Genomic DNA, 23,384 nt, shown 5'->3' on the forward strand with positions numbered 1-23,384 from the left:
GCCCGACCCCCGGGCGGACCTGTGAAGTCTTTGCGATACCGTGCGAGCTGCGCATGTGAGCGAAGTCCGGTGTGATTCCGGCGCTGTCCCGCAACTGTGAACGCCGTCTCGGCGAAGCCAGGCCGCCTCGCGTGCGCAGGCGAACCCGAACCCTCGGCGGAAGGGCGGGCCGCCCCGCCGGGCGCGCTCGTCCCACCGCCGTCACCCCCAGGAAGGCCGTGTTCATGCGACGGGCCCGCGCTCTCGGCGCAGTGCTGTTGTTCCTCCCCCTCGCCGCCGGCTGCGGCTTCTCCACGTCCTCCGGCTCGGCCGAGGGGACGGGCGAGGCCGTCGCGCCCATCACCGTGGAGGCCGCCAACGGGACGGTGACGCTGCCCGGCCCCGCCGAGCGGATCGTGTCGCTGTCGCCGACCACGACCGAGATGCTGTTCGCGATCGGCGCGAACGAGCAGGTCGTCGCGGTGGACGACTACTCGACGTATCCCGCCGAGGCCCCGCGCACCGACCTGTCGGGCTTCAAGCCGAACGCCGAGGCCATCGCCGCCTACAAGCCCGACCTCGTCGTGCTCTCCGACGACATGGACGGCATCATCGCCGCCCTCGGCAAGCTGAAGATCCCGGTCATCCACGAGCCCGCCGCCAAGGTTCTCGACGACTCCTACGACCAGATCACCGACCTCGGGGCCGCCACCGGCAAGGGCGCGGAGGCCGCCGTGGTCGTCAAGACCATGAAGGACAGGATCGACGCGGCGGTGAAGGCCGTGCCGGACGGCTCGGGCATCACCTACTTCCACGAGGTCACCACCGACCTGTACACGATCACGTCGAAGACGTTCCTCGGCCAGATCTACGGGCTGTTCGGTCTGGAGAACATCGCCGACGAAGCCGACAAGCAGGGCACCGGCTACCCGCAGCTGTCGGCCGAGGCCGTGCTGAAGGCCGACCCGCGGCTGATCTTCCTCGCCGACGCCAGGGGCGCGGGCCAGTCGGCCGAGACCGTCGCCAAGCGCGCCGGATGGTCGGGCCTCACGGCGGTCAAGGAGCAAGGCGTCGTCGCGCTTGACGACGACATCGCCTCGCGCTGGGGTCCGCGTCTGCCCGATCTCATCGAGGACATCTCCGCCGCCGTCAAGCAGGCCGCGGCGTAAGTGCTCCCGCGCGCCAGGCTCCGTCCGGCACCGCTGGCGGTCACGCTCGCGGTGCTCGCGGCGTCCCTGGCGGCGGGGCTGCTCGCCGGCGCGATCGCGCTGCCGCCCGGGGCGGTGCTGCGCGCGGTCGCCGGGCTGCCGTCCGGGCTGTCGGAGATGGAGCAGGCGCTCGTCCTGGAACTGCGGCTGCCCAGGGTGCTGCTCGGCGCGCTGGTCGGCGGGCTGCTCGCGCTCGCGGGCGCGGGCTACCAGGGCGTGCTGCGCAACCCGCTCGCCGACCCCTACCTGCTCGGGTCGGCGGCGGGCGCGGGGCTCGGCGCGACCCTCGTCATCCTGTACGTGCCGATCGCGCCGTGGCTCGGGGTGCCCGTCGCGGCGTTCGCGGGGGCGCTCGGCGGGGTCGCCTTGGCGTACGCGCTCGGGCGGGCGGCCGGTCCCGGGACGGGGACGCTGATCCTGGCGGGCGTCGCGGTGTCGTCGTTCCTGTCGGCGGTCCAGACGTTCCTCCAGCAGAGCCGGATCGACGACCTCCACCGGGTGTACTCGTGGATACTCGGCGGGCTGTCGGGGGCGTCGTGGCAGACACTCGCCATGATCGCGCCGTACGCGCTGCTGTCCACCGTCGTGCTGCTGCTGCACGGACGGCTTCTCGACGTCCTGGCCGTCGGCGACGACGAGGCGTCGGCGCTCGGGGTGAACGCCGGGCAGGTCAGGTTCCTCGTGCTCGCGGCGGCGTCGCTGGCGACGGCGTCGGCGGTGGCGGTGAGCGGGCTCATCGGGTTCGTCGGCATCGTCGTGCCGCACCTCGTGCGGCTGCTCGCCGGGGGGTCCTTCCGGGTGGTGCTGCCGCTGTCGTTCCTGGGCGGCGCGGCCTTCCTCGTCCTGGCCGACCTGCTCGCCAGGACCGTCGTCGCTCCCGGCGAGCTGCCTTTGGGCGTCGTCACTGCTTTTGTGGGAGCGCCGTTCTTCCTCGCCGTCCTGCGCTCGTCCCGGGGGAGGTCGGGTTGATCGAGATCGCCGACCTGTCTGTGGACCGCGACGGCCGCCGCGTCCTCGACGGGGTATCCCTGACCGTGGACAAGGGCTCATGGGTGGCCGTCGTAGGGCCCAACGGGGCTGGCAAGTCCACGCTCCTGCAGGCCGTCGCCGGGCTACTCCCCCACACGGGGACCATCTCCTTGGCCGGGCGTACGGAGACGCGGGGACGGGAGCGCGCCCAAGCTGTGGCTTACGCGCCGCAGAACCCCGTACTCCCCGACGACCTCACGGTCTTCGACTACGCGCTGCTGGGCCGCTCCCCGTACATCGGCTACTTCGCCCGGGAGACCTCCCGGGACAGGAAGATCGCGGAAGCCGCCCTGGAAAGGCTCGACCTGTCCGGCTTCGCCGGGCGGCGGCTCGGCCGGATGTCCGGGGGCGAGCGGCAGCGCGTCGTCCTGGCCCGCGCGCTCGCCCAGCAGGCCCCCGTCCTCCTCCTCGACGAGCCCACCACGGCCCTCGACCTCGGCCACCAGCAGCAGGTCCTGGAACTCCTCGACGTCCTGCGCGCCGAGGAGGGCCTGACCGTCGTCACCACGCTGCACGACCTCGGCGCGGCGGGGCAGTACGCCGACGAGCTCGCGCTCGTGTCCGGCGGCGGGATCGCCGCCTCGGGGCCGCCCGGCGCGGTCCTCACCGCCGAGCTGGTCGCCGCCCACTTCGGCGCGCGCGTGCGCGTCACCGAAGGGCCGGGCGGACGGCCGCTCCTGTCCCTGGAGCGCCCGTGAACATCAAAACCGTCTGGCGCGAGGAGGACGGGGCCCGGCTGCCCGCGCTCGTCTGGCGCTCCGGCCCGCGCCGGATGATCTCCTCGGGGATGGTCGGCGGCGGGATCGGCGAGGCGGGCTGGGTGCTCAACGCCCAGGTCCCCGGCGGCTACAGCCGGATGGACCCCGTGACCCACCTTGCGGAGCTCGCGGCGGCCTTCACCCTCGACGGCCCAGGGGTCGGCCTGCTAACGGCCGCGGAGGTGAACGCGCACAAGACCGGTGAGGACTGCGGCGTCCACGCGGTCGCCACAGTGGGTCTAAGGGTGCCGACATGGGCGGCCGCCCCGGAGGGCGCGCGTGACCCCGAGCTCGCCCCGATGGTGACGCCCGGATACCGTCCCGGGACCATCAACATCGTCGTTGACGTGCCCGTCGCGCTTTCGGACGCGGCGCTGGTGAACGCCGTCCTCACCGTCACCGAGGCCAAGACCCAGGCGCTGCTGGAAGCCGGATACGACTGCTCGGGCACCGCCAGCGACGCCGTCTGCGTCGCCGCGTGCCTGAAAGGGGAGCCTGAGCCGTTCGCCGGGCCGCGCTCGGTGTGGGGCGCGCGGATCGCGCGGGCGACCCACGCGGCCGTCCTTGCGGGGGCGCTCGACTACCGTCGCCGACTGGGACTGATCGCGTCCGCGAGGCGGCCGGATCACGGCGGGTTGGGTTAAAGTCGCGGTAAACCGATCAAGGAGCGCGCCGCGATGATGACCGCCGTCCTCGTTCTGCTCTGTGTGGCGGTCGGGGTCCTCGAGCTGTACGCGGGCAGGCAGTCCAAGTACCAGGCCGAGGTTTTCGTCAGCCGGGTGCGCGACCTGCACGACCTCGTGCTGCGCCAGCACAACCGGCTCGAGTCCACCGGGCGCGAGCTGAACGAGGAGCTCGCCGAGGTCAAGCAGCGGCTGCTGCCCGACCTCGGCTTCCGGGTCAGCCAGCACGGCGGCCGCATAGACGAGATGTCGTCGCTGCTGCACCGGGCCGAGGAGTACATCAGGGCGCAGGCGATCCGGCTGCACGAGCTGGAGAAGCAGCGCGACGTGCTCGCCGAGCTGCGCGGCAGGCTCTCCGACATGGAGGCCGCCCAGACGCCGGTCCCGGTCCCGGCGATCGCGGGCGGCGAGGCCCGCATGGAGGCCGCGCTGACGCGCATCGCCGACCTGGAGACCGACCGGGGCAAGGTGCTCGAACTGCACCGCGACCTTTCGTCGGCGCTCGAGGAGATCGAGGAGGTCGTCGCCGACCTGCTCGGCTACGCCTCCGGCGAGCTGGATCACGCGATCACCGCGACCCTGCACGACGGGACCGAGCCGCTGACGACCGTCGGCGGCTCTCTCATGTCGGCCGACCCCGCCTTGCGCGAGGTGCTCTCGGACGTCTACGAGCGCTGCGTGGAGGGCAGCGGCCTGCACGTCAGGTTCCGCGACGTCGAGGACGACGTCACCCGCTACTACCTGACCGGCCGGATGCTCGAGGAGCTGGGCGGCGGGTACACGTCACTGCTGCTGTCGCTGACCCTTGACGCCGGCCTGTCGGCCACCCGGCACGGCGCGGGCGGCGACGCCGGCTCGGTCAAGGCGCTGCTGCGGGCGCTGCACGAGTCAGCCGGGGCCGTCGCACGGATCGGCCCGCTCGTGGTGTGCCGGACCGCCGACGCGCTCGTCTGCGGCGTCCTCACGCTCGCGCAGAGCGTCGAGTTCGAACGGCGGCGGCTGCACGCCGACCCGGCCGCGGCGGCCGCGACCCTGCGCGAACTGCCGGTCAGTCAGTTCTGGGACCTGACGGCCTGGGCGGCGCGTCCGGCCGCCGGGTAAGCCTGCACCACGACCCCGCCGGACGCCATCCTGACCAGCAGCCGCGCGTGCGGCCGCCCTGTCTCCCTGTCGAGTTCGACGCCGAGGCCGAAGCCCGTCTCGTCGTCGAGGAAGACCACGTCGCTGAGCGAGCGCGCCGCGCGCACGGCCGACCCTGCGGTGTCGGCGTCGTGGGGGTCGTAGAGGGTCTGGTAGGTGAGCCTGCGCGCGTACGCGGTGAGCGAGGCGGCGTCGATGACGCGGCTGCCCACCACCGCGTAAGGCCCCCGGATGGCTATGCCGGTGAGCCGTCCCCGGTCTCCGCGCACGAAGATCTCCCGGTCGGGATCACGTCGGACGTCGCCGCGCGGGAACTGGAGGCCGAAGCCGCTTGAGTCGGCGAAGACCGGCGCGGGGCCGGGCCGCGAGGAGAACCGCACGTCGCCAGGGACCGCCTTGTGGCCGGGAAAGTAGAGCTCGAGGCTCTTGACGAGCAGCTTCCACACCGCCCGCCCAGCGAGCTCGGCGCGGAACGCCTCCTCAGCCTCGTACGAACCAGGAACATGCCCCATGCTCCCCATCGTGGGCGCAACCACCGTCCCCGCACAAGAGTTACGGCGAGTCACGCGGCCCGGAGATTTCTCAACGGGCCCGGGCCGCGCTCCCCCGCACCTCGAGCCGTTCCAGCAGCACGGCCGTGGCCTCGGCCACCGCGGCGACCGCCTCCTCGAAAGCCTCGGCGTTGTGCGCGGCGGGCTCCCTGAACCCCGAGATCTTGCGCACATACTGCAGCGCGGCGGCCCGCACCTCGTCCTCGCCGACGTCCTCGGTGAACGGCGGCCTCAGCGTCTTGATGCTCCTGCACATACCTCCATCATCACCCCTCCCGCCGCGGCTCGAGGACGACGAGCGCGGCGGTGGCGTCGTCGTGGCGTTTGGTCCTGGGCCAGCGCTGGCAGTCGGGGTCGGCGTCCTCGGCGGAACGGGTCTGGTCGATGAGCGCCTCGGGGCCGTCGGCGGCGAGGAGGGTCAGCAGCTCCTGCCAGCCGAGGATCTTGAAGCGGTCGGTGAGGCGGGTCGCGCCGTCGGTGAGCAGGGCCGCGCGGCGGAGCGCGCCCGGCGGGCGGGCCCCGGTGATCGCGCGCGAGGCCGCCGACGGGTCCGCCGCGGCGTACGTGCGCGCGTACTCGTGCGAGACGACCTCGACGCTGCCGCCCGAGTCGAGCAACAGCACCGAGTCGGCGAGAACCAGGTACTCCACCCCCTCCGGACGCTCCCTCAGCGCGAGTACAGTCGCGGCAGGGGTGGCCCGATGGGACAGGTCGCAGGTATCGGCGTGCTTCAGCGCCACCGCCTCGATCGACGCGGCGAGACAGGCGCGCAGCGCGTTCCCCCGGTCCATCGGAACCGTGGGAGGCTCGAGCATCCTGCCGAGCATCTCAAGCCCGAGAGAGCGGGCGTACCATGCGGTTCCGTGGCGGCAGCCCAGATCCGTGCCCGGCGGGAGACTGCACCCGTCGAGCACCACCACCGCACCCTCGGCCGCCGCGACGAAATCCTCGTTGGGCCAGTCCCTGCGCGGAACGGCCCGGGTCGCCCAACTCACCTTCATGAACGCCTCCCGCCCCCTCCAGACGCCCACCGGACGTCCCAGGTTCGACTACCGTTTTTCCTGACCCGTCTTCGGAAAGGACGAGACCCATGCTCCTGCTCTTCGGTGGCTTCGGGCTGATCCTGCTCGCGTTCTGGATCTTCTGCATCTTCGATGTGCTCACCACCGACGCGCAAGAGACCAGGAACCTGCCCAAGCTCTTCTGGTTCGTGATCGTGGTGCTGCTGCCCGACGTCGGCTCGATCCTTTGGGTGCTGTTCGGCCGTCCCCGCCCGCCGTGGGAGGGGCTGCGCCGCCGTCCGGTGCCCGTCAAGAGCGCGCCCGACGACGACGAGGAGTTCCTGCGCGGCCTGCAGGCCCGCGTGGAGGAGCAGCGCCGCCGCGCCCGCGAGCAGCAGCAGGGCGACGAGCCCTGAACCCTCCCGCGTTACGGAGCGTGTCGGAGGCCGCGGGTGTCGTCACCGGTGGTAGTCGTGTGGGCGTTCACTCGCCCACCGGAAGGACCGTACCGATGCGTCTCGCCTCCGCCGCCGCCCTGGCGGCCTTCGCCGCCGTCCTGTCGCCCGGCTCCGCGCTCGCCAAGGGGGAACCCGGCTACCGCTGCGCCATCGACGGGCCCGTGCCCATGATCTATCCGCCGATGGTCCATGGGCGCTCGTGTACGCCGTCGGGGGGCGCGCCCGCGCAGGGGCGTGCCGACGGGCCCGTCAAGGTCGTCATCGGCGAGTCGGTCCTGGCGGGCGGCGGCCAGACCTGGGTCTGCCGGTTCACCGACGCGGTCGAGGGCAGCGGCGACGGCGGCATCATCGTGATCGGCCGCGACTGCGCCCTCATCGACCGCAGCCGCTGACCGTCGCCCGGCCCGTCCGATGAGCCTGTGCGGCCCTCAGGGCGACGTGACGGGCAGGAACAGCGCGGTTCCGCCTCCCGGACCGTGCTCGATCTCGTGGCGCTGTGGGAGCAGTCTCGTCGCCGTGCCGAGGGGATCGCCGGTGCCGGGGTTGCGGGCGAAGCGCGGGTGTGAGCCGCCCGCGACGTGGACCCTGATCCGGTGGCCCGCGCGGAAGCGGTAGGCGGTCGGCCAGAGGTCGAGCTCGATCTCGTGGACGCCGGGACCGTCGAGGACGAGCCTGCGCAGGCCGTCGCAGACGCCGGTGGAGCGGCCCGCCCGGTCGACGTCGGCGACCCGCACGAGCAGGTCGGTGTGCGCGGTGTCGCAGCGCAGCCTGACGCGGGCGCGGACCTCGCCGACGACGTCGAGATCGCGGTCGAGCGGCGGCGAGGTGAACAGCATGACGTCGGGGCGGGTCTCCACCGCGCGCTGGTCGCGCGGGCCCGCGCCGGAGCCGAGCAGCGGCCCGCCGACGCCCGGGGTCGGATCGGAGGGGTCGTAGGTGAAGGCCGACCACGAGACCTCGGCCGGGGGTTCCGCGCGCAGAGTGCCGTCTTGGTGGAGGTGGAAGGCGCGGGTTTGTGCGGGCGGCGGCCAGGCCGCGTAGCCGCGCCACTCGTCAGCGCCCTGGACGAACACGCGCACGGGGTCGCCGTCCGTGGGGAGGCCGCGCAGGTGCGCGCCGAACCAGTCGAGCGCGTCGCGGGCGGCCGCGCCGAACATGCCGAGTGACGTGTGCTTCCAGGGGCCGACCGTCAGCCGGGTCGTGCGGCCCGCCGCGACGAGCGCGGCGTGGTCGGCGAGCTGGAACGGCAGGAAGATGTCGTGCCAGCCGGTGACGAGGGTCGCCGGGGCGGTGACGTCGGCGACCGACGCGCGGTGGTCGCGGGTCTCGGTCCAGTAGGCGTCGCCGGGCGCGGCGTGCCGCAGCCATTGGCGGAACCAGGCGATGGGCGTGCCGGTGGCCGCGACGTCGGCCTCCTCCAGAGGGAGCGTCGCGTAAGCGCGCTCAAGGCGTCGGGCCTCGCCGAACAGCCTTCCGCGCGGGACGGCCCCGGTCCTGCGCGCCATGCCCGCCGCCCACGACAGGCTGCCGCGCAGCGTGAACGCCTCGCCGAGGTAGGTCTGGTCGCGGAACTGCGAGGCGGTCGCGAAGGGCGCGATCGCGGCGAGCCGGCCGCCCGCCTCGGCGGCGACGGCCCACTGGGCGAGGCCCAGGTAGCTCGGCCCGAACGTGACGGTCCTGCCGTTCCACCAGGGCTGCTTCTCCAGCCAGTCCAGCGCGGCGAGTCCGTCGCGGCCCTCCTCGAACGGGGAGAACTCCCCGTCTGAGCCGTCGGTACCGCGCACCGCCTGCACGACGACCTGGTAGCCGCGCTCGGCGAACGGCCACGCCGTCGCCTGCGCGACCCACCCACGCCGCCCGTAAGGACTGCGCACGAGGACGGTCGGCGCGTTCGGCACCCTGCGCGGCAGATACACATCGGCCCGCAGCACGGTCCCGTCATACGACGGAACCGCCACGTCCCTGCGCACCTCGACATCCCGCGACAGCGCGGGCGGCAACCCGAGCACCCGGGCGGCGACACGTCTCACCGACGACATGCCCGCGAGCCTAACCCCCACCCTCCCCCAAACCCCCAACCCCACCCCTCCACCCCCTCAGCCCCACACCAACAGCAGCGTCAGCCCCACGCCCCCATACCGGACAAGCCCAACACACGACCCACGCCAACCCCGCCACCCCCACCCGTGCCGGGCGAGCCCACACCGGCCACACGCCGACATCGCGACCGCGCGCGGGCAAGCCCAAGACAGGACGCACGCCGACGCCGTCAGGCGCACCCGTGCGGGCGCGCACAGGGCGGTCACACGCCGACGCCGTCAGGCGCACGCGTGCGAGCGAGCCCAACACAGGTCACACGCCGACGCCGTCGGGCGCACCCGTGCGGGCGAGTACAGGGCGGTCGCACGCCGACGGCGTCGGGCGTGTGCGTGCCGGGCGAGTTCAGGGCGGTCGGGCGGTGGCGGCGGGAAGGCGTGCGGGGGTTGGGGTGTGGGGGTTGGTCAGCGGGGGGTGGGTTGGGCGGAGATCTGGTTGCCGCGCACGGTGATGGTCGTGCCCGGTTTGAGGTCCTTGATGGTGCCGGGCTTGGTGGTGGTGACCGTCGTCTGGTCGGTGATCTCGACCTTGACGGTCTTGCCGTCTGAGGTCTTGACCTCGACGGTGTTCCCGGAGACCTTGGCGACGGTGCCCGCGGTGACGTTGCCGAAGCCTCCGCCGCCGCCGAAGCCTCCGCCGCCCGTCTGGGCGTTCGGCCTTCCCTGGCCCATCGGGCCGCCGCCTTGGCCGCCGCCGGGGAAGCCGCCTTGGCCGGGGAACCCTCCGCGCTGCGGGATCTGTGCGGCCTGCGGCGTCGCGGGGTCGCCCCACTGCTTGTCGGCGTAGACGCCGCCGATGAACCCGGCGACGGCGACCACGCCCGCCCCCAGGACAAGGGTCGCGACGGGGAGCTTGGCCCGGGGCGGGTGCGCGGCGAGGGCCTCCTCAAGCGTCTCCTCGTACGGGGACGTCTCCAGCAGTTCCTGCGGGCTCATGGGCTCGGACATGGCTGGCAGCATCGGGCCGTCGTCTGGGTGATCGGTGAGGCCCCGATGAGAGGAGGATGAGAGATCGGCTCAGCCCGTGGCGACCTCCACGGTGACGGGCATGCCCGCGCGGATCTTCGCGGGCCGCGACCCCAGCGACACGAGCACCTCGTACCTGACCACCGACGTCGACGACTGCTGGAAGCCGCCTCCCCCGGCGCTCGTGCTCTCGGCGCTGACCGGCGTCGGCGCGACGGTCAGCACCTTGCCCTTGACGCTCTCGCCCAGCGAGTCGAACGTGATCGTCGCCTTCTGGCCCTCCTTGAGCAGCGTCGCGTCCGCCTCGCTGAAGTCCGCGGTGACCCGCAGGTTCCGCATGTCAGTCAGCGTGATCATGGTCGAGCCCGCCGCGGCCTCGGCGTCGACGGTCGCGGCCACCGAGGTGACCGTCCCGGCGAAGGGCGCGTAGATCTTCGTGCCCTCGACCTCACGCTGCGCCTTCCGGTAGGCGTTACGGGCCTGGACCAGCGCGGCGTACAGCTGCTTCTTCTGGTCCTTCTTCGCGTCGGCGTAGCTGTCCTGCGCGGCGACGTACGCGGTGTAGGCGGCGTTGAGCGACTCGGTCGGCACAGTCGCGTCGACCGTCGCCAGCAGCGCGCCCTTGGCGACCTTCTTACCGGCCTTCGTCTTGACCGCGGTGATGACGCCGCCCGTCGCGAACGCGAGGGTGCGCACGCGCGCGCTCTCGACGGTGCCGGACGCCGACACCGCGCCCTCCTCGGCCGCCGCCGTCGCGGGCGCGGTCGCGGTCGCGGCGGCCGACGGCTCGGCCGCGTCCGCGCCTCCCCCGCCGCCCGAGCAGCCGGTCACCCCGCCCAGCACTAGGACCCCGGCAACGCCGAGCGCCACAACCCGGCCCCTCCCAAACCTCTTAACTCCGAACCTCTCGGCGCTAAACCTCTCGGCGCTAGATCCCTCGGCGCTAGATCCCTCGGCGCTAGATCCCTCGGCGCTCGATCTCTCGGCGCTCGATCTCTCAATGCCGTGACTCTTGGTGTTGTGGCTCTCAGCGTTAGACCTCTCGGGGTTGGACCTCTCGGGGTTGGGGATTTCGGGGTTGGGGTTGTTGGGGGACTGCATCGTTAGTTGCCGTCCTGTTCGCCGCCGTCGGGCCGGCCGCCGGGGCCGCCCTGGCCGCCGCCGGGGAAGCCGCCGCCGCCCTGGGGCATCAGGGAGGAGCACTCCTGGAAGGCGGACTGCTGCTCGGAGGACATGGAGGGCATACCCGAGGGGCGGGCCGTCGGCTGCCCGCTCGGGCGGTCCGTGGGGCGTCCGGTCGGCTGGCCGCTGGGCGCGTCGGTGGGGCGCTGCCCGCCGCCGCCCATGCCCCCGCCCATGCCGCCGCCCTGGGGAAGGGAGACGCCCTTGTCCTCAAGGCACTCCTGGAAGGCCGCGAAGTCGCCGTTCTGGGCGCCGTCCGAGGCGTCGTCGCCGCCGCAGGCCGCGGTCAGGGCGAGGACTCCGGCGAGCGCGAGGCCGCCGGCGATACGCACGATCTTGTTCATGGGGGGTCTCCTCAGTTCTGGCCGGGTGCCTGCATGCCGCCGCCGCCACCGCCACCGCCACCACCGGGGAACCCGGACGCGCCGGACCCCTCGCTGACGGAGGTCGCCGTGACGACGCCGTCGTCGCCGGTCTCGCCGCGCACGACGACGCTCGCGCCCGACTCGAGGTCGGCCGCCGTGCCGCTCTCGCTCAGCGTGATCTCGGTGTCGTCGCCGGTCTTGACCTCGACGGTCCCGCCGTCGGACGTCTTCAGCGTGATGACGCCGTCCTTCACCTTCGTGACGGTCCCGGAGGTGACGCCGCCGAGACCGCCGCCTCCCCCGCCGCCGAAGCCGCCCTGCCGCTGCCCGGACGCGCTCGGCGCGCCGCCCGTCGCGGCATCCGAACCGCCCCAGGTCTTGTGCGCCTGGACGCCGCCGATGAACCCGGCGACCGCGACGATCCCCGCGACGAGGAACACCGCGGGCGTCGGCTTCCGCCGCGCGGGCCGCGGCGCGAGGTCGGCGTCGAGGTCGCCCGCGAAGGGGCTGGCGTCGAGGACCTCGACGCCATTGCGCGGCGCGTCGGTCGCGTCCGTGCGGGTGGCGGAGGGGTCGCCGCCGCGTCGTGCCTTGCTCATGGGGTTCCTCACTCGTGTCGCAGGGCCTCGATGGGCCGCAGGTTTGCCGCGCGGTTGGCGGGATAGCTGCCGAAGAACAGGCCGATCGCGACCGAGACGCCGAGCGCCAGCGCGATGGACGACGGCATGATCACCGGCTTGACGCCGACGATCTCGAACCGGCTGCCCACCACCCCGACCACGACGCCGAGGACCCCGCCGAGCACCGACAGGATCGTCGCCTCGGCGACGAACTGGCCGAGGATCGCGCCCTTGGGCGCGCCGATCGCCTTGCGGATGCCGATCTCGCGGGTCCGCTCGGTGACGGTGACGAGCATGATGTTGGTGACGCCGATGCCGCCGACGAGCAGGCTGATCGCCGCGACCGCCGCGAGCAGCACGGTGAAGGTCTTGCTGGAGTCGGCGACGGCCTCCTGGGCGGACGCCTGGTTGTAGACGGTGAAGTCGGCGGTCGAGCCGGTGATCTCGTGCCGCTGGTTGAGGATCTCGGTGATCTCCTCCTGGGCGGCGTCGACCACGTCGGCGCTTTTGGCCTGCACGACGATCTGGCTGAGCGAGCCGTAGCTCGTCAGGGTGCCCTGCACGGCGGTGAGCGGCGCGATGGCGACGTCGTCGGCGTCCTGGAAGCCGGTCGAGGACGAGCCGGACGCGGCGAGCACGCCGACGACGGTGAAGGCCGTGCCGTCGACGTTGATCTTCTTGCCTACCGGGTCGACCGTCCCGAACAGCTCGTCGGCGACCGTCTGGCCGATCACCACGACCCGCGCGCGGGAGTCCACCTGCGCCTCGGTGAACGCCTCGCCCTTGGCGACTGTCTTGTTCGCCGCCTTGAAGTAGCCGGGATAGGTACCGATGAACTGGCTGATGTCGTGACTTGTCGTGGCGTAGGTGGTGGTGACGGAGTTGGCGTTCACCACGGGCGACGAGCTCTCCACGCTCGGCGCGTTCTCGGCGTCCACGAGGGCTTCGGCGTCCTCGACCGTCAGCTGCTTGGCCTGGGTGCGCGGGCCGCTCGACGTGGTGCTGCCGCCCCCGCCGAACTGACCGCCGCCTCCCCCGCCGCCGCGTCCCGTCGTGGACGACGACACCGTGAGCGAGCCCGCGCCGAGCGAGCTGATGCTGCTCTTGATCGCCTCGGACGAGCCGTTGCCGACCGCGACGAGCAGGATCACCGACGCGACGCCGATGAGGATGCCGAGCGTGGTGAGGCCGCTGCGCAGCTTGTTCGCGCCGAGTCCGCGCAGCGCGAACCTGAGGATCTCCAGGAGGTTCACCGGGCGCCTCCCGCGAGCAGGGCGGGCGGCGGGCCCTCGACGGGCGCCTGCCGCCGGTCCTCGATGACGTCGCCGTCCACGAGCTTCAGGACGCGCTTGGCCCGCGCGGCGACCTCGTCCTCGTGCGTGATGAGCGCGATGGTCCTGCCGCTGGTCGACAGCCGGTCGAGGATGTCGAGCACGTCGTGGGTCGAGCGGGTGTCGAGGTTGCCGGTGGGCTCGTCGGCGAGCAGCAAAGACGGCGACGTGGCCAGCGCGCGCGCTACGGCGACGCGTTGCTGCTGTCCGCCTGACAGCTCGTTGGGCTCGTGCCGTACACGGTCGGCAAGGCCGACCATCTCCAAGGCCGCCATAGCACGGCGTCGCCTTTCCGCGGCCTTCACGCCGCCGTACGCGAGCGGGAGCTCGACGTTCGCAAGCGCGCTCATTCGGGGGATGAGGTTGAACGACTGGAAGATGAAGCCGATCTTGCGGTTGCGCAGGATCGACAGCTGCGCCTCCTGGAGCACGCCGACGTCGGTGCCGTCGAGCAGGTAGCGGCCCTGGGTGGGCACGTCGAGGCAGCCGAGGATGTTCATCAGCGTGGACTTGCCCGAGCCGGACTGGCCCATGATCGCGACGTAGTCGCCGCGTTCGACCCGGAGGGTGACGCCGCGCAGCGCGTGCACGGTCGTCTCGCCCTGGCCGTAGACCTTGGTGACGCCCCGCACGTCGAGGACAGGGGGTGTCATCGGCCGCCACCGCCGCCGAACCCGCCGCCTCCGGTGAAGCCGCCACCGCCGCCGGGGAACCCGCCGCCCATGCCGCCGCCGGGGAAGCCGCTCCCGGTGCTGCCCGACGTTCCGGTGCTCGCCACCTGGACCGTGTCGCCCTCCTCGAGGCCCGACTTGATCTCGGTGCCCGAAGTGCCGGCGATGCCGGTCTCCACGGTGACGACCGACGTCGTCCCGTTCCGCACGACCGTGACCGTGCTCTGGCCGCCCGCCGTGCTGACCGCCGCCGACGGGACGTAGAGCACGTCCTTCGCCTCCGACGTGACCACGGTGACCGTCGAGGTCTGACCGATCCGCACCTTGGCGGGCTTGGACGTCAGCGTGATCGTCACCGAGAAGGACACCACGTTGTTGGTCGTGGTCGGCTCGGTGTCGATCGCGGTGACCTTGCCCTCGGCGGTGACCCCGCTGAGCGCGTTGAACGTCACTGTCGCGCTCTGCCCGACCTTCAGCTCGGTGGTGTCGGCCTCGGTGAAGTCGCCGTCCACCTTGAGCTTGCTGGGGTTGGCGATCTCGATGAAGCCGGACGACGCGGACGCCCCCGCCGTCCCGGCCGAGGACGAGCCCGAGGAGCCGGAGGACGAACCGCCCTCCTCGCCGTTCACGGCGGTGACCGTCCCCTTGAAGGGCGCGTAGATGACCGTGCCGTCAAGGGTCCGCTGCGCGCTCCGCACCGCGTTCTTGGCCTGGACGTACTGGGCGTAGCCCTGCGTGGAGTCGGTGTCGCCGTCGGCGGCGACCGCGAGGTTCGCCTGGGCCGCCTCGAGGTTCTCCAGCGCCTCGGTCTGGTCGAGGATCGCGAGCTTCTGGCCCTTGGCGACCTTGTCGCCGACCTTGACGTAGATCTCGTCAACGGTGCCGGAACCGGCGAAGGAAAGCGCGCTCGACTTGGCGCTCTCGACCGAGCCGGACGCCGACACCGACGCCGTCAGGTCGCCGCGCGAGACCGTCACGGTCCTCGTTGACGCGGAGGCCGGCTCGTCCTCCCCGAACAGCGCGCCGTCCCCGAGGGACAGGTAGGCGACGCCGACGCCGCCGGCAAGCAGCACGCCGAGCGTGCCGTTGACCAGCACGCCCCGGCGTTTGATGAGGGATTTCATGTCGGCTGAGGCTGCCGACGCCGTCTGGGCCGCCCGTGATCCCCACGTGAAAGTCACATGAGATCCACCGCCGCGCCCTCATCAAACCCGCGACCCGCGTTTAAGGAACCCCTCATCCGGGTACCGGACCGTTCCTTGGAATGATTCCGCCAATCCTGCTGACGGCGGTGCTGGCTCTGGGACACGTGACGGGCGCGAACACCGCGGCGGCGACGTCGCTGTTCGGTTCCGTCGGCGGCGCGGCCGGGCTCACCGCGGCCAACCGCAGGCTCGGGCTCACCCAGACGACGGTGTCCTCGGCATGGGGCGCGACCACCACGAGCGCCGCCGACCAGGTACGGCTCCTCACCGCGCTCGTCTCCCGGACGAGCAAGCTCTCCAAGGCCGGCCGCGCATACGTGCTCGGCCTTATGGGCGGCGTCACGGCGAGCCAAGCCTGGGGCGTCAGCGCGGCCGCGAAGACCGGCGACGACGTCGCGCTCAAGAACGGGTGGCTCCCCCGGCCCGTGCACGGCGGCCTGTGGACCGTCAACAGCGTCGGCCGCGTGACGGGCCACGGACACGACTACCTCATCGCGGTGATCTCCGAGCGGAGCACGTCGATGGCCGAGGGGGTCGCCACGGTCGAGCACGTCGCGCGCGCGGTGGCGCGGGGGATCGCCTAGGAACGTTCCCGGGTCAGCCCTGGGGGGCGTCGCGGAGCATGCAGCTGAGGCGTGACGTGCACACCCGGCGGCCCGCGTCGTCGGTGATCACGATCTCGAAGGTGGCGAGGCTGCGGCCGCCGTGGACCTTGGTCGCGACGCCCGTCACGAAGCCCTCGGTCGCCGACCTGTGGTGGGTGGCGTTGATCTCCACGCCCACCGCGATCCTGCCCTCGCCCGCGTGCAGCGCCGAGCCCACCGACCCCAGCGTCTCGGCCAGGACGCAGGACGCCCCGCCGTGCAGCAGCCCGTAAGGCTGGGTGTTGCCCTTCACCGGCATCCTGCCGACCACGCGGTCGGCCGACGCCTCGAGGATCTCGATGCCCATCGTGCTGCCGAGGTCCCCGCCGCCCTTCGCGAAGAATGCCTTCAACGACCGCGTCGTCTCTGCGTCCACCGGCCTCAACTCCCGCCGCTCGGTTCCGGCTCCTGCCGGAAACTGTCACCGACCGAGACTAGGCTCTGCGTGTGGCTAACGCGGAACCGACCCCTCAGACCCTGCTCCTGCTCGACGGGCACTCCCTGGCGTACCGGGCCTTCTACGCCCTGCCGGTGGAGAACTTCTCGACGACCACGGGGCAGCACACCAACGCGGTGTTCGGCTTCACCTCCATGCTGGTCAACGTCCTGCGGGACGAGAAGCCGACCCACGTCGCGGTCTGCTTCGACCGCTCCGAGCCGACGTTCCGCCACACCACCTACACCGAGTACAAGGCGGGCCGCGCCAAGACGCCGGATGAGTTCCGCAGCCAGGTCCAGCTCATCCAGGAGATGCTCGACGCGCTGCGCATCAGGCACCTGTCGGTGTCCGGCTTCGAGGCCGACGACCTCATCGCCACGCTCGCGGTGAAGGCGTCGGGCGAGGGGATGCGCACGCTGATCGTCACCGGCGACCGCGACGCGTTCCAGCTCGTCGACGACAACACCACCGTGCTGTACCCGGTGAAGGGCGTCTCGGTGCTGGCCCGGATGGACCCGGCCGCCGTCGAGGCCAAGTACGGGGTCGGGCCCGCGCGTTACCGCGAGCTCGCCGCACTCGTCGGGGAGACCAGCGACAACCTGCCGGGCGTGCCCGGGGTCGGGCCGAAGACCGCCGCCAAGTGGCTCACCGCTTATGAGGGGCTCGACAACCTCATCACCCGGGTCGACGAGATCAAGGGCAAGGCGGGCGACAGCCTGCGCGAGCATCTGGGCGAGGTGATCCGCAACCAGCAGATCAACAAGCTGGACACCTCCGTCGAGCTCGACTGCGACCCGGCCGACCTGACCGTCGGCGACTGGGAGCGCGCGGAGATCCAGGCGCTGCTCGACACCCTTGAGTTCCGGGGTGAGCTGCGCGAGCGGCTGTTCAACACGATCTCCGAGAACGTGGTCGAGGCCGAGGAGGGCTTCACCGTCGAGCTTGCCGAGCTGTCGCCGGGGGCGTTGGGCGACTGGCTGGCGGCGCGGAGCGGGCGCGTGGGCGTCGCGGTGGCCGGGCGGTGGGGGCGCGGCACCGGCGAGCTGACGGCGGTCGCGCTGGCCGACGCCGAGGGCGCTGCCGTGCACTTCGACCCCGCCGCGCTCGGCCCTGAGGACGAGCGGGCCCTGGCCGCGTGGCTGGCGGACCCGTCACGGCCCAAGACCATGCACGACTCCAAGGGCCCCGGCCTCGCGTTCGCCGCGCGCGGCCTCACCCTCGCCGGGGTCACCGACACCGCGCTCGCGTCCTACCTCGTCGCGCCCGACCAGCGCTCCTACGACCTCGGCGAGCAGGTGCTGCGCTTCCTGCACCGCGAGCTGCGCGAGGAGGCCGAGCAGAACGGCCAGCTCACCCTCGACGGCTCCGACGAGGACGACGCCGCCCAGGAACTCGCCGTCCGGGCCCGCGCGGTGGTCGACCTGTCCGAGGCGCTGGACGCCGAACTCGAGCGGCGCGGCGCGGGCCGGCTGCTCGTCGAACTCGAGCAGCCGCTCATCCCCATCCTTTCCGGGATGGAACGGGCGGGCATCGCCATCGACCACGATCACCTGGCGAACCTCTCGGCCTCGCTCGGCGGGCAGGCCAAGGAGGTCGAGCAGAACGCGTTCGACGCCGTCGGCCACGAGTTCAACCTCGGCTCGCCCAAGCAGGTGCAGCAGGTCCTGTTCGACGAACTCGGCCTGCCCAAGACCAAGCGCACCAAGACCGGCTACACCACCGACTCCGAGGCCCTCACCGGCCTGCTGGAGAAGAACGGCCACCCCGTCCTGGAACGCATCCTGCGCTGGCGCGAGGTGTCGAAGCTCAAGTCCATCGTGGACTCCCTGATGCCGCTCGCCGACGAGACCGGCCGCATCCACACCACGTTCAACCAGACAGTCGCGGCCACCGGACGGCTGTCCTCGACCGACCCGAACGTGCAGAACATCCCGACCCGTACCGACGAGGGCCGCCAGATCCGCGAGGCGTTCACCGTCGGGCCGGGGTACGAGTGCCTGCTGACCGCCGACTACAGCCAGATCGAACTGCGGATCATGGCGCACCTTTCCGGGGATGAGGCGCTGATCGAGGCGTTCGAGTCCGGCGCGGACTTCCACACCATCACCGCGGCGAAGGTCTTCTCCGTCGAGCTCGACAGCGTCACGCCCGAGCTGCGCAGCAAGATCAAGGCGATGAACTACGGGCTGGCCTACGGCCTTTCTGAGTTCGGCCTGTCCCAGCAGCTGCGGATCTCCCCCGGGGAGGCGCGCGGGCTGAAGGAGGAGTACTTCGAGGTGTTCGGCGGCGTGCGCGACTACCTCGCCGAGGTCGTCGCCGACGCCCGCCGCGACGGCTACACCGAGACCATCCTCGGCCGCCGCCGCTACCTGCCCGACCTCAACTCCGACAACCGGCAGCGCCGCGAGATGAGCGAGCGGATGGCGCTCAACGCCCCCATCCAGGGCTCGGCCGCCGACATCATCAAGGTCGCGATGATCCGCGTCGACGGCGCGCTGCGCGAATCCGGCCTGAAGTCGCGGATGCTGCTGCAGGTCCATGACGAACTCATCTTCGAGGTCTCCCCCGGCGAGACCGAAGCCCTCAAGGAACTCGTCAGCACCCAGATGGACGCCGCCTACGCCCTGCGCGCCCCGCTGCGCGTCTCGATGGGCACGGGCCGCACCTGGTTCGACGCCGCCCACTGACCGTCACCACCGGGCCCCGCAACAGCCCCCACCATCACCGTCCGCGATATCCCACCGTGTCCCACGTCACCCTTCCCCCACCACCTTTGCACCACCCCACCCCTCTCGCTACCGTTGCCCGAACGGGCCTGGAACGCCGAGTAGAAAACGCATGAACACGCGGCCCCAAAGGCGTCTCCAGGCCCCTCCCCTTCTCCCACCCGATCGCGCGGCTCCCCGCCCGTTCGCCTGGTAGCGTCCGTCGCATGAGCGAGCCATACGACTGGCCCTCCCTCATGCGGGTCCCCCCTTCAGTGGACCTCGACATGTACCTGGCCATGCCGGAGCACATCGCCCGCCGGGTCGAGATCAAAGACGGCATGATCGCCTTCCGCGAGTCCCCCTCGCCCAACCACATCACGGTCTCCAGAACGATCGAGCAGGCGCTTCGCGCCGCCGTCGCCAAGCACCCCCAGGACGAACTGTCCCTACGCGCGAGCGGAACCCTCGACATGCTCGTCTCAGAGGTCCCCTTCAGTTTCCGCAGGCCGGACGCGATCGTGTACCGCTGCGTCAAGGAGCCGCGAGGCCGCTGGAAGAAGAAGCCGACCGTCGCCGACACCCTCCTCGTCGTCGAGGTCGTCTCCCCCGGCACGGTCACCGCCGACCTACGCGACAAACGCGCCGAGTACGCCGCCCTCGGCATCCCCCACTACTGGATCGTCCGCATGGCCCGCGACGACGGCCCCGTCGCCTCCATCGAACGCCTCCGCCTCATGTCCGACGACACCTACACGCCCGACGGCATCTCCCTGCGCTCCCACACCCCCGCCCTGACGACCACCGACCCCGTGGAGGTCCACCTCACCTGGGAGGACCTGGACGAAGGGGTCGAGTGAGGGTCAGTTGAGGGCGGGGCGGATGGCGGTGAGGAGGTCGGTGAGGGTGTGGATGCCGGTCCAGGCGGGGCCGAAGGACGCGAGGGTGTCCTGGGCGGGGAGGACGGTCGGAGCGGCCTTGGGCGTGGCGGCCGGGACGCCCTCGAAGAAAAGGGTCTGCGGGTGGATGCCGGTCAGCAGCGGCGTCCCGGGCGGATGCCCGTCCCCCTCACCCAGGTCGGCCTCGACGGCCGGCACATCGGTGCTGAAGACCACAACGGGCGTGCCCACCGGAACCGCCCTGGCGAAACGCGAGGCGTCCGCCTCCGTCCCACCCCACACCTCCACATAGACGTTCCCATCCGCCCCGTACTTCGCATCCCCCTTAAGCCTCTCGACCACCCCCACCCGCACCACGACCTTGTGCACCGGCGCCCCACCCGCCGTCAAATGCGTCCGCCCCTCAGCAAACCCCCCAACAACCCCCGAAACCACAACATCCCACGCCTCAGCATTCTCCGCAGGCGACCCGAACATCACATAATCCCCCTCCGCAAACCCAAACACCGAAGTATCAACCACCCGCCCCACCCCCTCCCTCCCCTCCGCACACCCCACCACCACACCCCCCACCAACAGAACCACCACCCCAAACCACCCCACCCTCCCCATAACCTCCCCCTCCCCTTCAGTCGGGCGGGTATGGGGTCGGGGCTACGGGGGCTGGGTATCTGGGGCGCTTTCGTTGGGGTGGTCACGGGGGTTAGAGGACTTTGGAGAGGAAGTCGCGGAGGCGGGGGTGGGTGGGGGTGGTGAGGAGGGTGGGTGGGGGGCCCTGTTCTAGGATGCGGCCTTCGTCCATGAAGACGAGGGTGTCGGCGACCTCGCGGGCGAAGCCTAGTTCGTGGGTGACGACGATCATGGTCATGCCGTCGCGGGCGAGGGTTTTCATGACGTCGAGGACTTCGCCGACCAGTTCGGGGTCCAGGGCGCTGGTGGGCTCGTCGAAGAGCATGAGGGCGGGTTCCATCGCCAGGGCGCGGGCTATCGCTACGCGTTGTTGTTGGCCGCCAGAGAGTTGGGACGGGTAGTGGCTGGCGCGGTCGGCGAGGCCGACGCGGTCGAGGAGGAGTTCGGCGGCGACGCGCGCCTTGTCGCGCGGGATGCGCCGGACCTTGAGCGGCGCCTCCATGACGTTCTCGAGCGCGGTCTTGTGCGGGAACAGGTTGAAGCGCTGGAACACCATGCCGATCTGGCGGCGCTGCGCGGCGATCTCCCGCTCCGACAGCTCGTGCAGCTTCCCGTTCTTCTCGCGGTAGCCGATCAACTGCCCGTCGACCGACAGCCGGCCCGCGTTGATCTTCTCCAGGTGGTTGATGCAGCGCAGGAACGTCGACTTGCCCGACCCGGACGGGCCGATGACGCACATCACCTCGCCGCGCTCGACCTCGAGGTCGATCCCGCGCAGCACCTCGGTGCGCCCGAAGCTCTTGTGCACGTCCTCGGCCCTGACCATGGGCGCGTCGCTCCCCGCCGACGGGTCCGGCTCGCCCGACTCCGCGAGCTCGAACTCCGTCATCCCCGGACGCCCAGGGGACGTCGCGGCGTCGTCCGGACGGTCGGGCATCAGTGGTCCTTTCCGAGGATGCGCAGCCGCGTCCTCGCCTGTCCGGTGCGCGCGTGGCCCCGGGAGAAGCGGCGTTCGAGGAAGTACTGGCCGACCATCAGGACGCTGGTGAGCGCCAGGTACCACAGGCACGCGGCGACGAGCATCGGGAACGGCCGGAACTCGCGGTTGCCGATCGCGTCGAGCTGGAAGAACAGCTCGTTCGTGACGGGCACCGCGGCGAGGATCGCGGTGTCCTTGAGCATCGCGATCGTCTCGTTGCCGGTCGGCGGGATGACGACCCGCATGGCCTGCGGCAGCACGATCCGCCGCATCACCAGCGGACGCGACATGCCGAGCGCCGCCGCGGCCTCGGACTGCCCGGGGTCGACGGACTGGATGCCCGCGCGGATGATCTCGGCCATGTAGGCCGCCTCGGACAGCGCGAGCGCGAGCAGGCCCGCGAAGATCGGCAGGAGGATCTTGTTGGCGTCGACGGAGAACAGGGTCCCGTTAAGGTCGACGCCGAGGAGGTCGGCGATCTGCCCGGAGAACGGGAAGCCGACCGTGTAGTGCGAGTACAGGACGCCCATGTTGCCGAACAGCACGGCGAGCACGATGCGCGGGACCGCGCGGAAGAACCACGTGTACAGCCACGCGACGCCGCTGAGGATCGGGTTCGACGACAGCCGCATCACCGCGATCACGACGCCGAGCGTGATGCCGATCGCCATCGCGCCGACGGTCAGCTTCAGCGTGGTCTGGACGCCCTCGAGGACCGGCGGGTTGAAGGCGTTGTCGAAGATGTAGCCCCACATGAACTGGTCGTTCGTGAGGAGCATGTGTATGAACTGGGCACCGAGGACGGTGAGGACCGCGACGGCGATCCAGCGTCCGGGGTGCCGGACGGGCACGGCCTTGATGGGCTCGGGCCGGGCCCGTCCGTCATCCTGGGTTTTCATCAGGGGGCCGGGTCCACCGCCGGGTCGGTGATCGCGCCGCCCTCGACGCCCCACTCGGTGAGCACCTTGGTGTAGGAGCCGTCCGCGATGATCGCCTTGACGGCGTCGGCGAGTACCTGCGCGAACGGCGAGTCCTTCTTCAGGACGTAGCCGTAGGGCGCGGCGTCGTAGATGTCGCCGAGCAGCTGGAGGCCGGGGGCCTTGCTGACGGCGTATGCGGCGATGGGCGAGTCGGCGAGGCCGGCCTCGTCCTTGCCGGACACGACGGCGGCGGTCGCCTGGTCCTGGCCCTGGTACTGGTCGATCGTGATCTTCGGCTTGCCCGCGTCGGTGCACGCCTTGGAGCGCGCCTCGATGTCCTCGACCTGGACGGTGGCGGCCTGGACGGCGATCTTCTTGCCGCAGGCGTCGTCGGGCGAGATCGTCGCGCCCTCCTTGCCGAACCACTGGGTGCCTGCGCTGAAGTAGCTGACCATCGACGTCTGGGTCAGCCGCTCGGCGTTGATCGTGAACGAGGACACGCCGACCTCGTACTTGCCGGAGCCGATGCCGGGGATGATGCCGTCGAAGCTGCTGCTGACCCACTCGGTCTTCAGGCCGATCTTGGCGGCGACGGCGTCGAAGAGGTCGACGTCCCAGCCGCTGACGGTCTTGCCGTCCTCGTCGAGGAACTCGTTGGGCGCGTACGACGAGTCGACGCCGATGACGATCTTGCCGTCGGCCTTGATGTCGGCGGGGACGGCGTCGGCGAGGGCCTGGTCGACCGAGGCGAGGGGGGCCGCGGCCTCGGACGGCTTGGTGTCGGCGGCGTCGTCACCGCAGGCGGCGAGGCCGAGGGCGGCGACCAGGACGACGGTCCCGGCGGCCAGGGTACGGCGGGGGTTGGGGGATCTCACGGCGCGCTCTCCTTCAGTTAGTACTACGTACGACGGAGACTTGGAACGTT

The 23,384-nt window shown here is 71.5% G+C and carries 26 protein-coding genes and 1 riboswitch; of the genes, 10 read left to right on the forward strand and 16 right to left on the reverse strand.

Features of this window, described 5'->3' with window-relative positions:
- Positions 1–28 precede the first annotated feature (28 nt).
- Positions 29–145, forward strand: a riboswitch (cobalamin riboswitch).
- 79 nt (positions 146–224) lie between these two features.
- The 5 genes from R9X44_RS05860 to R9X44_RS05880 are packed head-to-tail and all read left to right on the forward strand — an operon-like array spanning position 225 to position 4,758.
- The gene (locus R9X44_RS05860; protein ID WP_319812940.1) at positions 225–1,148 is read left to right on the forward strand and encodes an ABC transporter substrate-binding protein; all 924 of its coding nucleotides are present in this window, start codon (positions 225–227) and stop codon (positions 1,146–1,148) included.
- Positions 1,149–2,156, forward strand: coding sequence for an iron ABC transporter permease (locus tag R9X44_RS05865; protein ID WP_319812941.1), 1,008 nt, complete (start codon positions 1,149–1,151; stop codon positions 2,154–2,156). It abuts the gene before it with no gap.
- Positions 2,153–2,914: an ABC transporter ATP-binding protein gene (locus R9X44_RS05870; RefSeq protein WP_319812942.1), complete on the forward strand. Its 762-nt coding sequence runs from the start codon at positions 2,153–2,155 to the stop codon at positions 2,912–2,914. Before R9X44_RS05865 ends, R9X44_RS05870 begins: the two co-directional genes overlap by 4 nt.
- A complete protein-coding gene (locus tag R9X44_RS05875; RefSeq protein ID WP_319812943.1) occupies positions 2,911–3,618 on the forward strand; it encodes an adenosylcobinamide amidohydrolase in 708 nt (235 codons plus the stop codon). The genes R9X44_RS05870 and R9X44_RS05875 overlap by 4 nt, the downstream gene beginning before the upstream one ends.
- Positions 3,619–3,651: 33 nt before the next feature.
- Positions 3,652–4,758, forward strand: a complete 1,107-nt coding sequence (locus R9X44_RS05880; protein ID WP_319812944.1) for a hypothetical protein — start codon at positions 3,652–3,654, stop codon at positions 4,756–4,758.
- On the opposite strand, the gene R9X44_RS05885 is transcribed toward R9X44_RS05880, so the two are convergent.
- From R9X44_RS05885 to R9X44_RS05895, 3 genes are all read right to left on the reverse strand, one after another.
- Positions 4,710–5,309, reverse strand: coding sequence for a hypothetical protein (locus R9X44_RS05885; protein WP_319812945.1), 600 nt, complete (start codon positions 5,307–5,309; stop codon positions 4,710–4,712). The two genes, R9X44_RS05880 and R9X44_RS05885, sit on opposite strands and share 49 nt — an antisense overlap.
- Before the next feature lie 70 nt (positions 5,310–5,379).
- Positions 5,380–5,604 (reverse strand): DUF2277 family protein, encoded by a 225-nt coding sequence (locus R9X44_RS05890; RefSeq protein ID WP_319812946.1) that lies wholly within the window; start codon positions 5,602–5,604, stop codon positions 5,380–5,382.
- Positions 5,605–5,614: 10 nt separating this feature from the next.
- On the reverse strand, positions 5,615–6,349 hold the full coding sequence (locus tag R9X44_RS05895; protein WP_319812947.1) for a protein phosphatase 2C domain-containing protein: 735 nt from the start codon (positions 6,347–6,349) through the stop codon (positions 5,615–5,617).
- A gap of 89 nt (positions 6,350–6,438) precedes the next feature.
- On the opposite strand from R9X44_RS05895, the gene R9X44_RS05900 reads away from it, so the two are divergent.
- Together R9X44_RS05900 and R9X44_RS05905 are read left to right on the forward strand one after the other, a co-directional pair.
- Entirely contained in the window at positions 6,439–6,765 is a 327-nt protein-coding gene (locus R9X44_RS05900) for a PLD nuclease N-terminal domain-containing protein (RefSeq protein WP_319812948.1), read from the forward strand.
- A gap of 95 nt (positions 6,766–6,860) precedes the next feature.
- Complete coding sequence (locus R9X44_RS05905) at positions 6,861–7,199, forward strand: hypothetical protein (RefSeq protein ID WP_319812949.1); 339 nt, start codon at positions 6,861–6,863, stop codon at positions 7,197–7,199.
- A 36-nt stretch (positions 7,200–7,235) separates the two neighbouring features.
- Here R9X44_RS05905 and R9X44_RS05910 read toward each other — a convergent pair whose 3' ends face one another.
- The 8 genes from R9X44_RS05910 to R9X44_RS05945 form a co-directional block, all read right to left on the reverse strand.
- On the reverse strand, positions 7,236–8,846 hold the full coding sequence (locus tag R9X44_RS05910; RefSeq protein WP_319812950.1) for a CocE/NonD family hydrolase: 1,611 nt from the start codon (positions 8,844–8,846) through the stop codon (positions 7,236–7,238).
- A 462-nt stretch (positions 8,847–9,308) separates the two neighbouring features.
- Complete coding sequence (locus tag R9X44_RS05915; protein ID WP_319812951.1) at positions 9,309–9,851, reverse strand: hypothetical protein; 543 nt, start codon at positions 9,849–9,851, stop codon at positions 9,309–9,311.
- A 69-nt stretch (positions 9,852–9,920) separates the two neighbouring features.
- Entirely contained in the window at positions 9,921–10,739 is an 819-nt protein-coding gene (locus R9X44_RS05920) for an efflux RND transporter periplasmic adaptor subunit (protein ID WP_319812952.1), read from the reverse strand.
- A gap of 233 nt (positions 10,740–10,972) precedes the next feature.
- Positions 10,973–11,395, reverse strand: coding sequence for a PT domain-containing protein (locus R9X44_RS05925; protein ID WP_319812953.1), 423 nt, complete (start codon positions 11,393–11,395; stop codon positions 10,973–10,975).
- 11 nt (positions 11,396–11,406) lie between these two features.
- Complete coding sequence (locus R9X44_RS05930; RefSeq protein WP_319812954.1) at positions 11,407–12,015, reverse strand: hypothetical protein; 609 nt, start codon at positions 12,013–12,015, stop codon at positions 11,407–11,409.
- An 8-nt stretch (positions 12,016–12,023) separates the two neighbouring features.
- Positions 12,024–13,289, reverse strand: coding sequence for an ABC transporter permease (locus tag R9X44_RS05935; RefSeq protein ID WP_319812955.1), 1,266 nt, complete (start codon positions 13,287–13,289; stop codon positions 12,024–12,026).
- On the reverse strand, positions 13,286–14,020 hold the full coding sequence (locus tag R9X44_RS05940; protein ID WP_319812956.1) for an ABC transporter ATP-binding protein: 735 nt from the start codon (positions 14,018–14,020) through the stop codon (positions 13,286–13,288). The genes R9X44_RS05935 and R9X44_RS05940 overlap by 4 nt, the downstream gene beginning before the upstream one ends.
- On the reverse strand, positions 14,017–15,162 hold the full coding sequence (locus tag R9X44_RS05945) for an efflux RND transporter periplasmic adaptor subunit (protein WP_319812957.1): 1,146 nt from the start codon (positions 15,160–15,162) through the stop codon (positions 14,017–14,019). The genes R9X44_RS05940 and R9X44_RS05945 overlap by 4 nt, the downstream gene beginning before the upstream one ends.
- 140 nt (positions 15,163–15,302) lie before the next feature.
- Between R9X44_RS05945 and R9X44_RS05950 the strand changes: the two genes are divergently transcribed.
- Complete coding sequence (locus R9X44_RS05950) at positions 15,303–15,827, forward strand: serine hydrolase (RefSeq protein WP_319812958.1); 525 nt, start codon at positions 15,303–15,305, stop codon at positions 15,825–15,827.
- Between the two features lie 13 nt (positions 15,828–15,840).
- Here R9X44_RS05950 and R9X44_RS05955 read toward each other — a convergent pair whose 3' ends face one another.
- On the reverse strand, positions 15,841–16,263 hold the full coding sequence (locus R9X44_RS05955; protein ID WP_319812959.1) for a hotdog fold thioesterase: 423 nt from the start codon (positions 16,261–16,263) through the stop codon (positions 15,841–15,843).
- 71 nt (positions 16,264–16,334) lie between these two features.
- Between R9X44_RS05955 and polA the strand changes: the two genes are divergently transcribed.
- Complete coding sequence (polA, locus tag R9X44_RS05960; protein WP_319812960.1) at positions 16,335–19,013, forward strand: DNA polymerase I; 2,679 nt, start codon at positions 16,335–16,337, stop codon at positions 19,011–19,013.
- 245 nt (positions 19,014–19,258) lie between these two features.
- Complete coding sequence (locus tag R9X44_RS05965) at positions 19,259–19,891, forward strand: Uma2 family endonuclease (RefSeq protein ID WP_319812961.1); 633 nt, start codon at positions 19,259–19,261, stop codon at positions 19,889–19,891.
- A gap of 3 nt (positions 19,892–19,894) precedes the next feature.
- Here R9X44_RS05965 and R9X44_RS05970 read toward each other — a convergent pair whose 3' ends face one another.
- The 4 genes from R9X44_RS05970 to R9X44_RS05985 form a co-directional block, all read right to left on the reverse strand.
- Positions 19,895–20,161 (reverse strand): hypothetical protein, encoded by a 267-nt coding sequence (locus R9X44_RS05970; RefSeq protein WP_319812962.1) that lies wholly within the window; start codon positions 20,159–20,161, stop codon positions 19,895–19,897.
- 472 nt (positions 20,162–20,633) lie between these two features.
- Positions 20,634–21,449: an amino acid ABC transporter ATP-binding protein gene (locus R9X44_RS05975; RefSeq protein WP_319813577.1), complete on the reverse strand. Its 816-nt coding sequence runs from the start codon at positions 21,447–21,449 to the stop codon at positions 20,634–20,636.
- A 47-nt stretch (positions 21,450–21,496) separates the two neighbouring features.
- Positions 21,497–22,438 carry an amino acid ABC transporter permease gene (locus R9X44_RS05980; protein WP_319812963.1) on the reverse strand — a complete coding sequence of 314 codons (942 nt, stop codon included), beginning with the start codon at positions 22,436–22,438 and terminating at the stop codon, positions 21,497–21,499.
- The gene (locus R9X44_RS05985; protein WP_319812964.1) at positions 22,438–23,334 is read right to left on the reverse strand and encodes an ABC transporter substrate-binding protein; all 897 of its coding nucleotides are present in this window, start codon (positions 23,332–23,334) and stop codon (positions 22,438–22,440) included. Before R9X44_RS05985 ends, R9X44_RS05980 begins: the two co-directional genes overlap by 1 nt.
- Positions 23,335–23,384 lie beyond the last annotated feature (50 nt).

It is taken from the genome of Actinocorallia sp. A-T 12471, from assembly GCF_033875155.1.
Classification (GTDB): Bacteria; Actinomycetota; Actinomycetes; order Streptosporangiales; family Streptosporangiaceae; genus Actinocorallia.

Coding starts and splice junctions, on each gene's coding strand:
- R9X44_RS05860 (WP_319812940.1), top strand. CDS start 225: ATGCGACGGGCCCGCGCTCTCGGCGCAGTGCTGTTGTTCCTCCCCCTC.
- R9X44_RS05915 (WP_319812951.1), bottom strand. CDS start 9,851: ATGTCCGAGCCCATGAGCCCGCAGGAACTGCTGGAGACGTCCCCGTAC.
- R9X44_RS05910 (WP_319812950.1), bottom strand. CDS start 8,846: ATGTCGTCGGTGAGACGTGTCGCCGCCCGGGTGCTCGGGTTGCCGCCC.
- R9X44_RS05885 (WP_319812945.1), bottom strand. CDS start 5,309: ATGGGGCATGTTCCTGGTTCGTACGAGGCTGAGGAGGCGTTCCGCGCC.
- R9X44_RS05940 (WP_319812956.1), bottom strand. CDS start 14,020: ATGACACCCCCTGTCCTCGACGTGCGGGGCGTCACCAAGGTCTACGGC.
- R9X44_RS05900 (WP_319812948.1), top strand. CDS start 6,439: ATGCTCCTGCTCTTCGGTGGCTTCGGGCTGATCCTGCTCGCGTTCTGG.
- R9X44_RS05945 (WP_319812957.1), bottom strand. CDS start 15,162: ATGAAATCCCTCATCAAACGCCGGGGCGTGCTGGTCAACGGCACGCTC.
- R9X44_RS05950 (WP_319812958.1), top strand. CDS start 15,303: ATGATTCCGCCAATCCTGCTGACGGCGGTGCTGGCTCTGGGACACGTG.
- R9X44_RS05930 (WP_319812954.1), bottom strand. CDS start 12,015: ATGAGCAAGGCACGACGCGGCGGCGACCCCTCCGCCACCCGCACGGAC.
- R9X44_RS05895 (WP_319812947.1), bottom strand. CDS start 6,349: ATGAAGGTGAGTTGGGCGACCCGGGCCGTTCCGCGCAGGGACTGGCCC.
- R9X44_RS05890 (WP_319812946.1), bottom strand. CDS start 5,604: ATGTGCAGGAGCATCAAGACGCTGAGGCCGCCGTTCACCGAGGACGTC.
- R9X44_RS05975 (WP_319813577.1), bottom strand. CDS start 21,449: ATGACGGAGTTCGAGCTCGCGGAGTCGGGCGAGCCGGACCCGTCGGCG.
- R9X44_RS05905 (WP_319812949.1), top strand. CDS start 6,861: ATGCGTCTCGCCTCCGCCGCCGCCCTGGCGGCCTTCGCCGCCGTCCTG.
- R9X44_RS05965 (WP_319812961.1), top strand. CDS start 19,259: ATGAGCGAGCCATACGACTGGCCCTCCCTCATGCGGGTCCCCCCTTCA.
- R9X44_RS05880 (WP_319812944.1), top strand. CDS start 3,652: ATGATGACCGCCGTCCTCGTTCTGCTCTGTGTGGCGGTCGGGGTCCTC.
- R9X44_RS05980 (WP_319812963.1), bottom strand. CDS start 22,438: ATGAAAACCCAGGATGACGGACGGGCCCGGCCCGAGCCCATCAAGGCC.
- R9X44_RS05925 (WP_319812953.1), bottom strand. CDS start 11,395: ATGAACAAGATCGTGCGTATCGCCGGCGGCCTCGCGCTCGCCGGAGTC.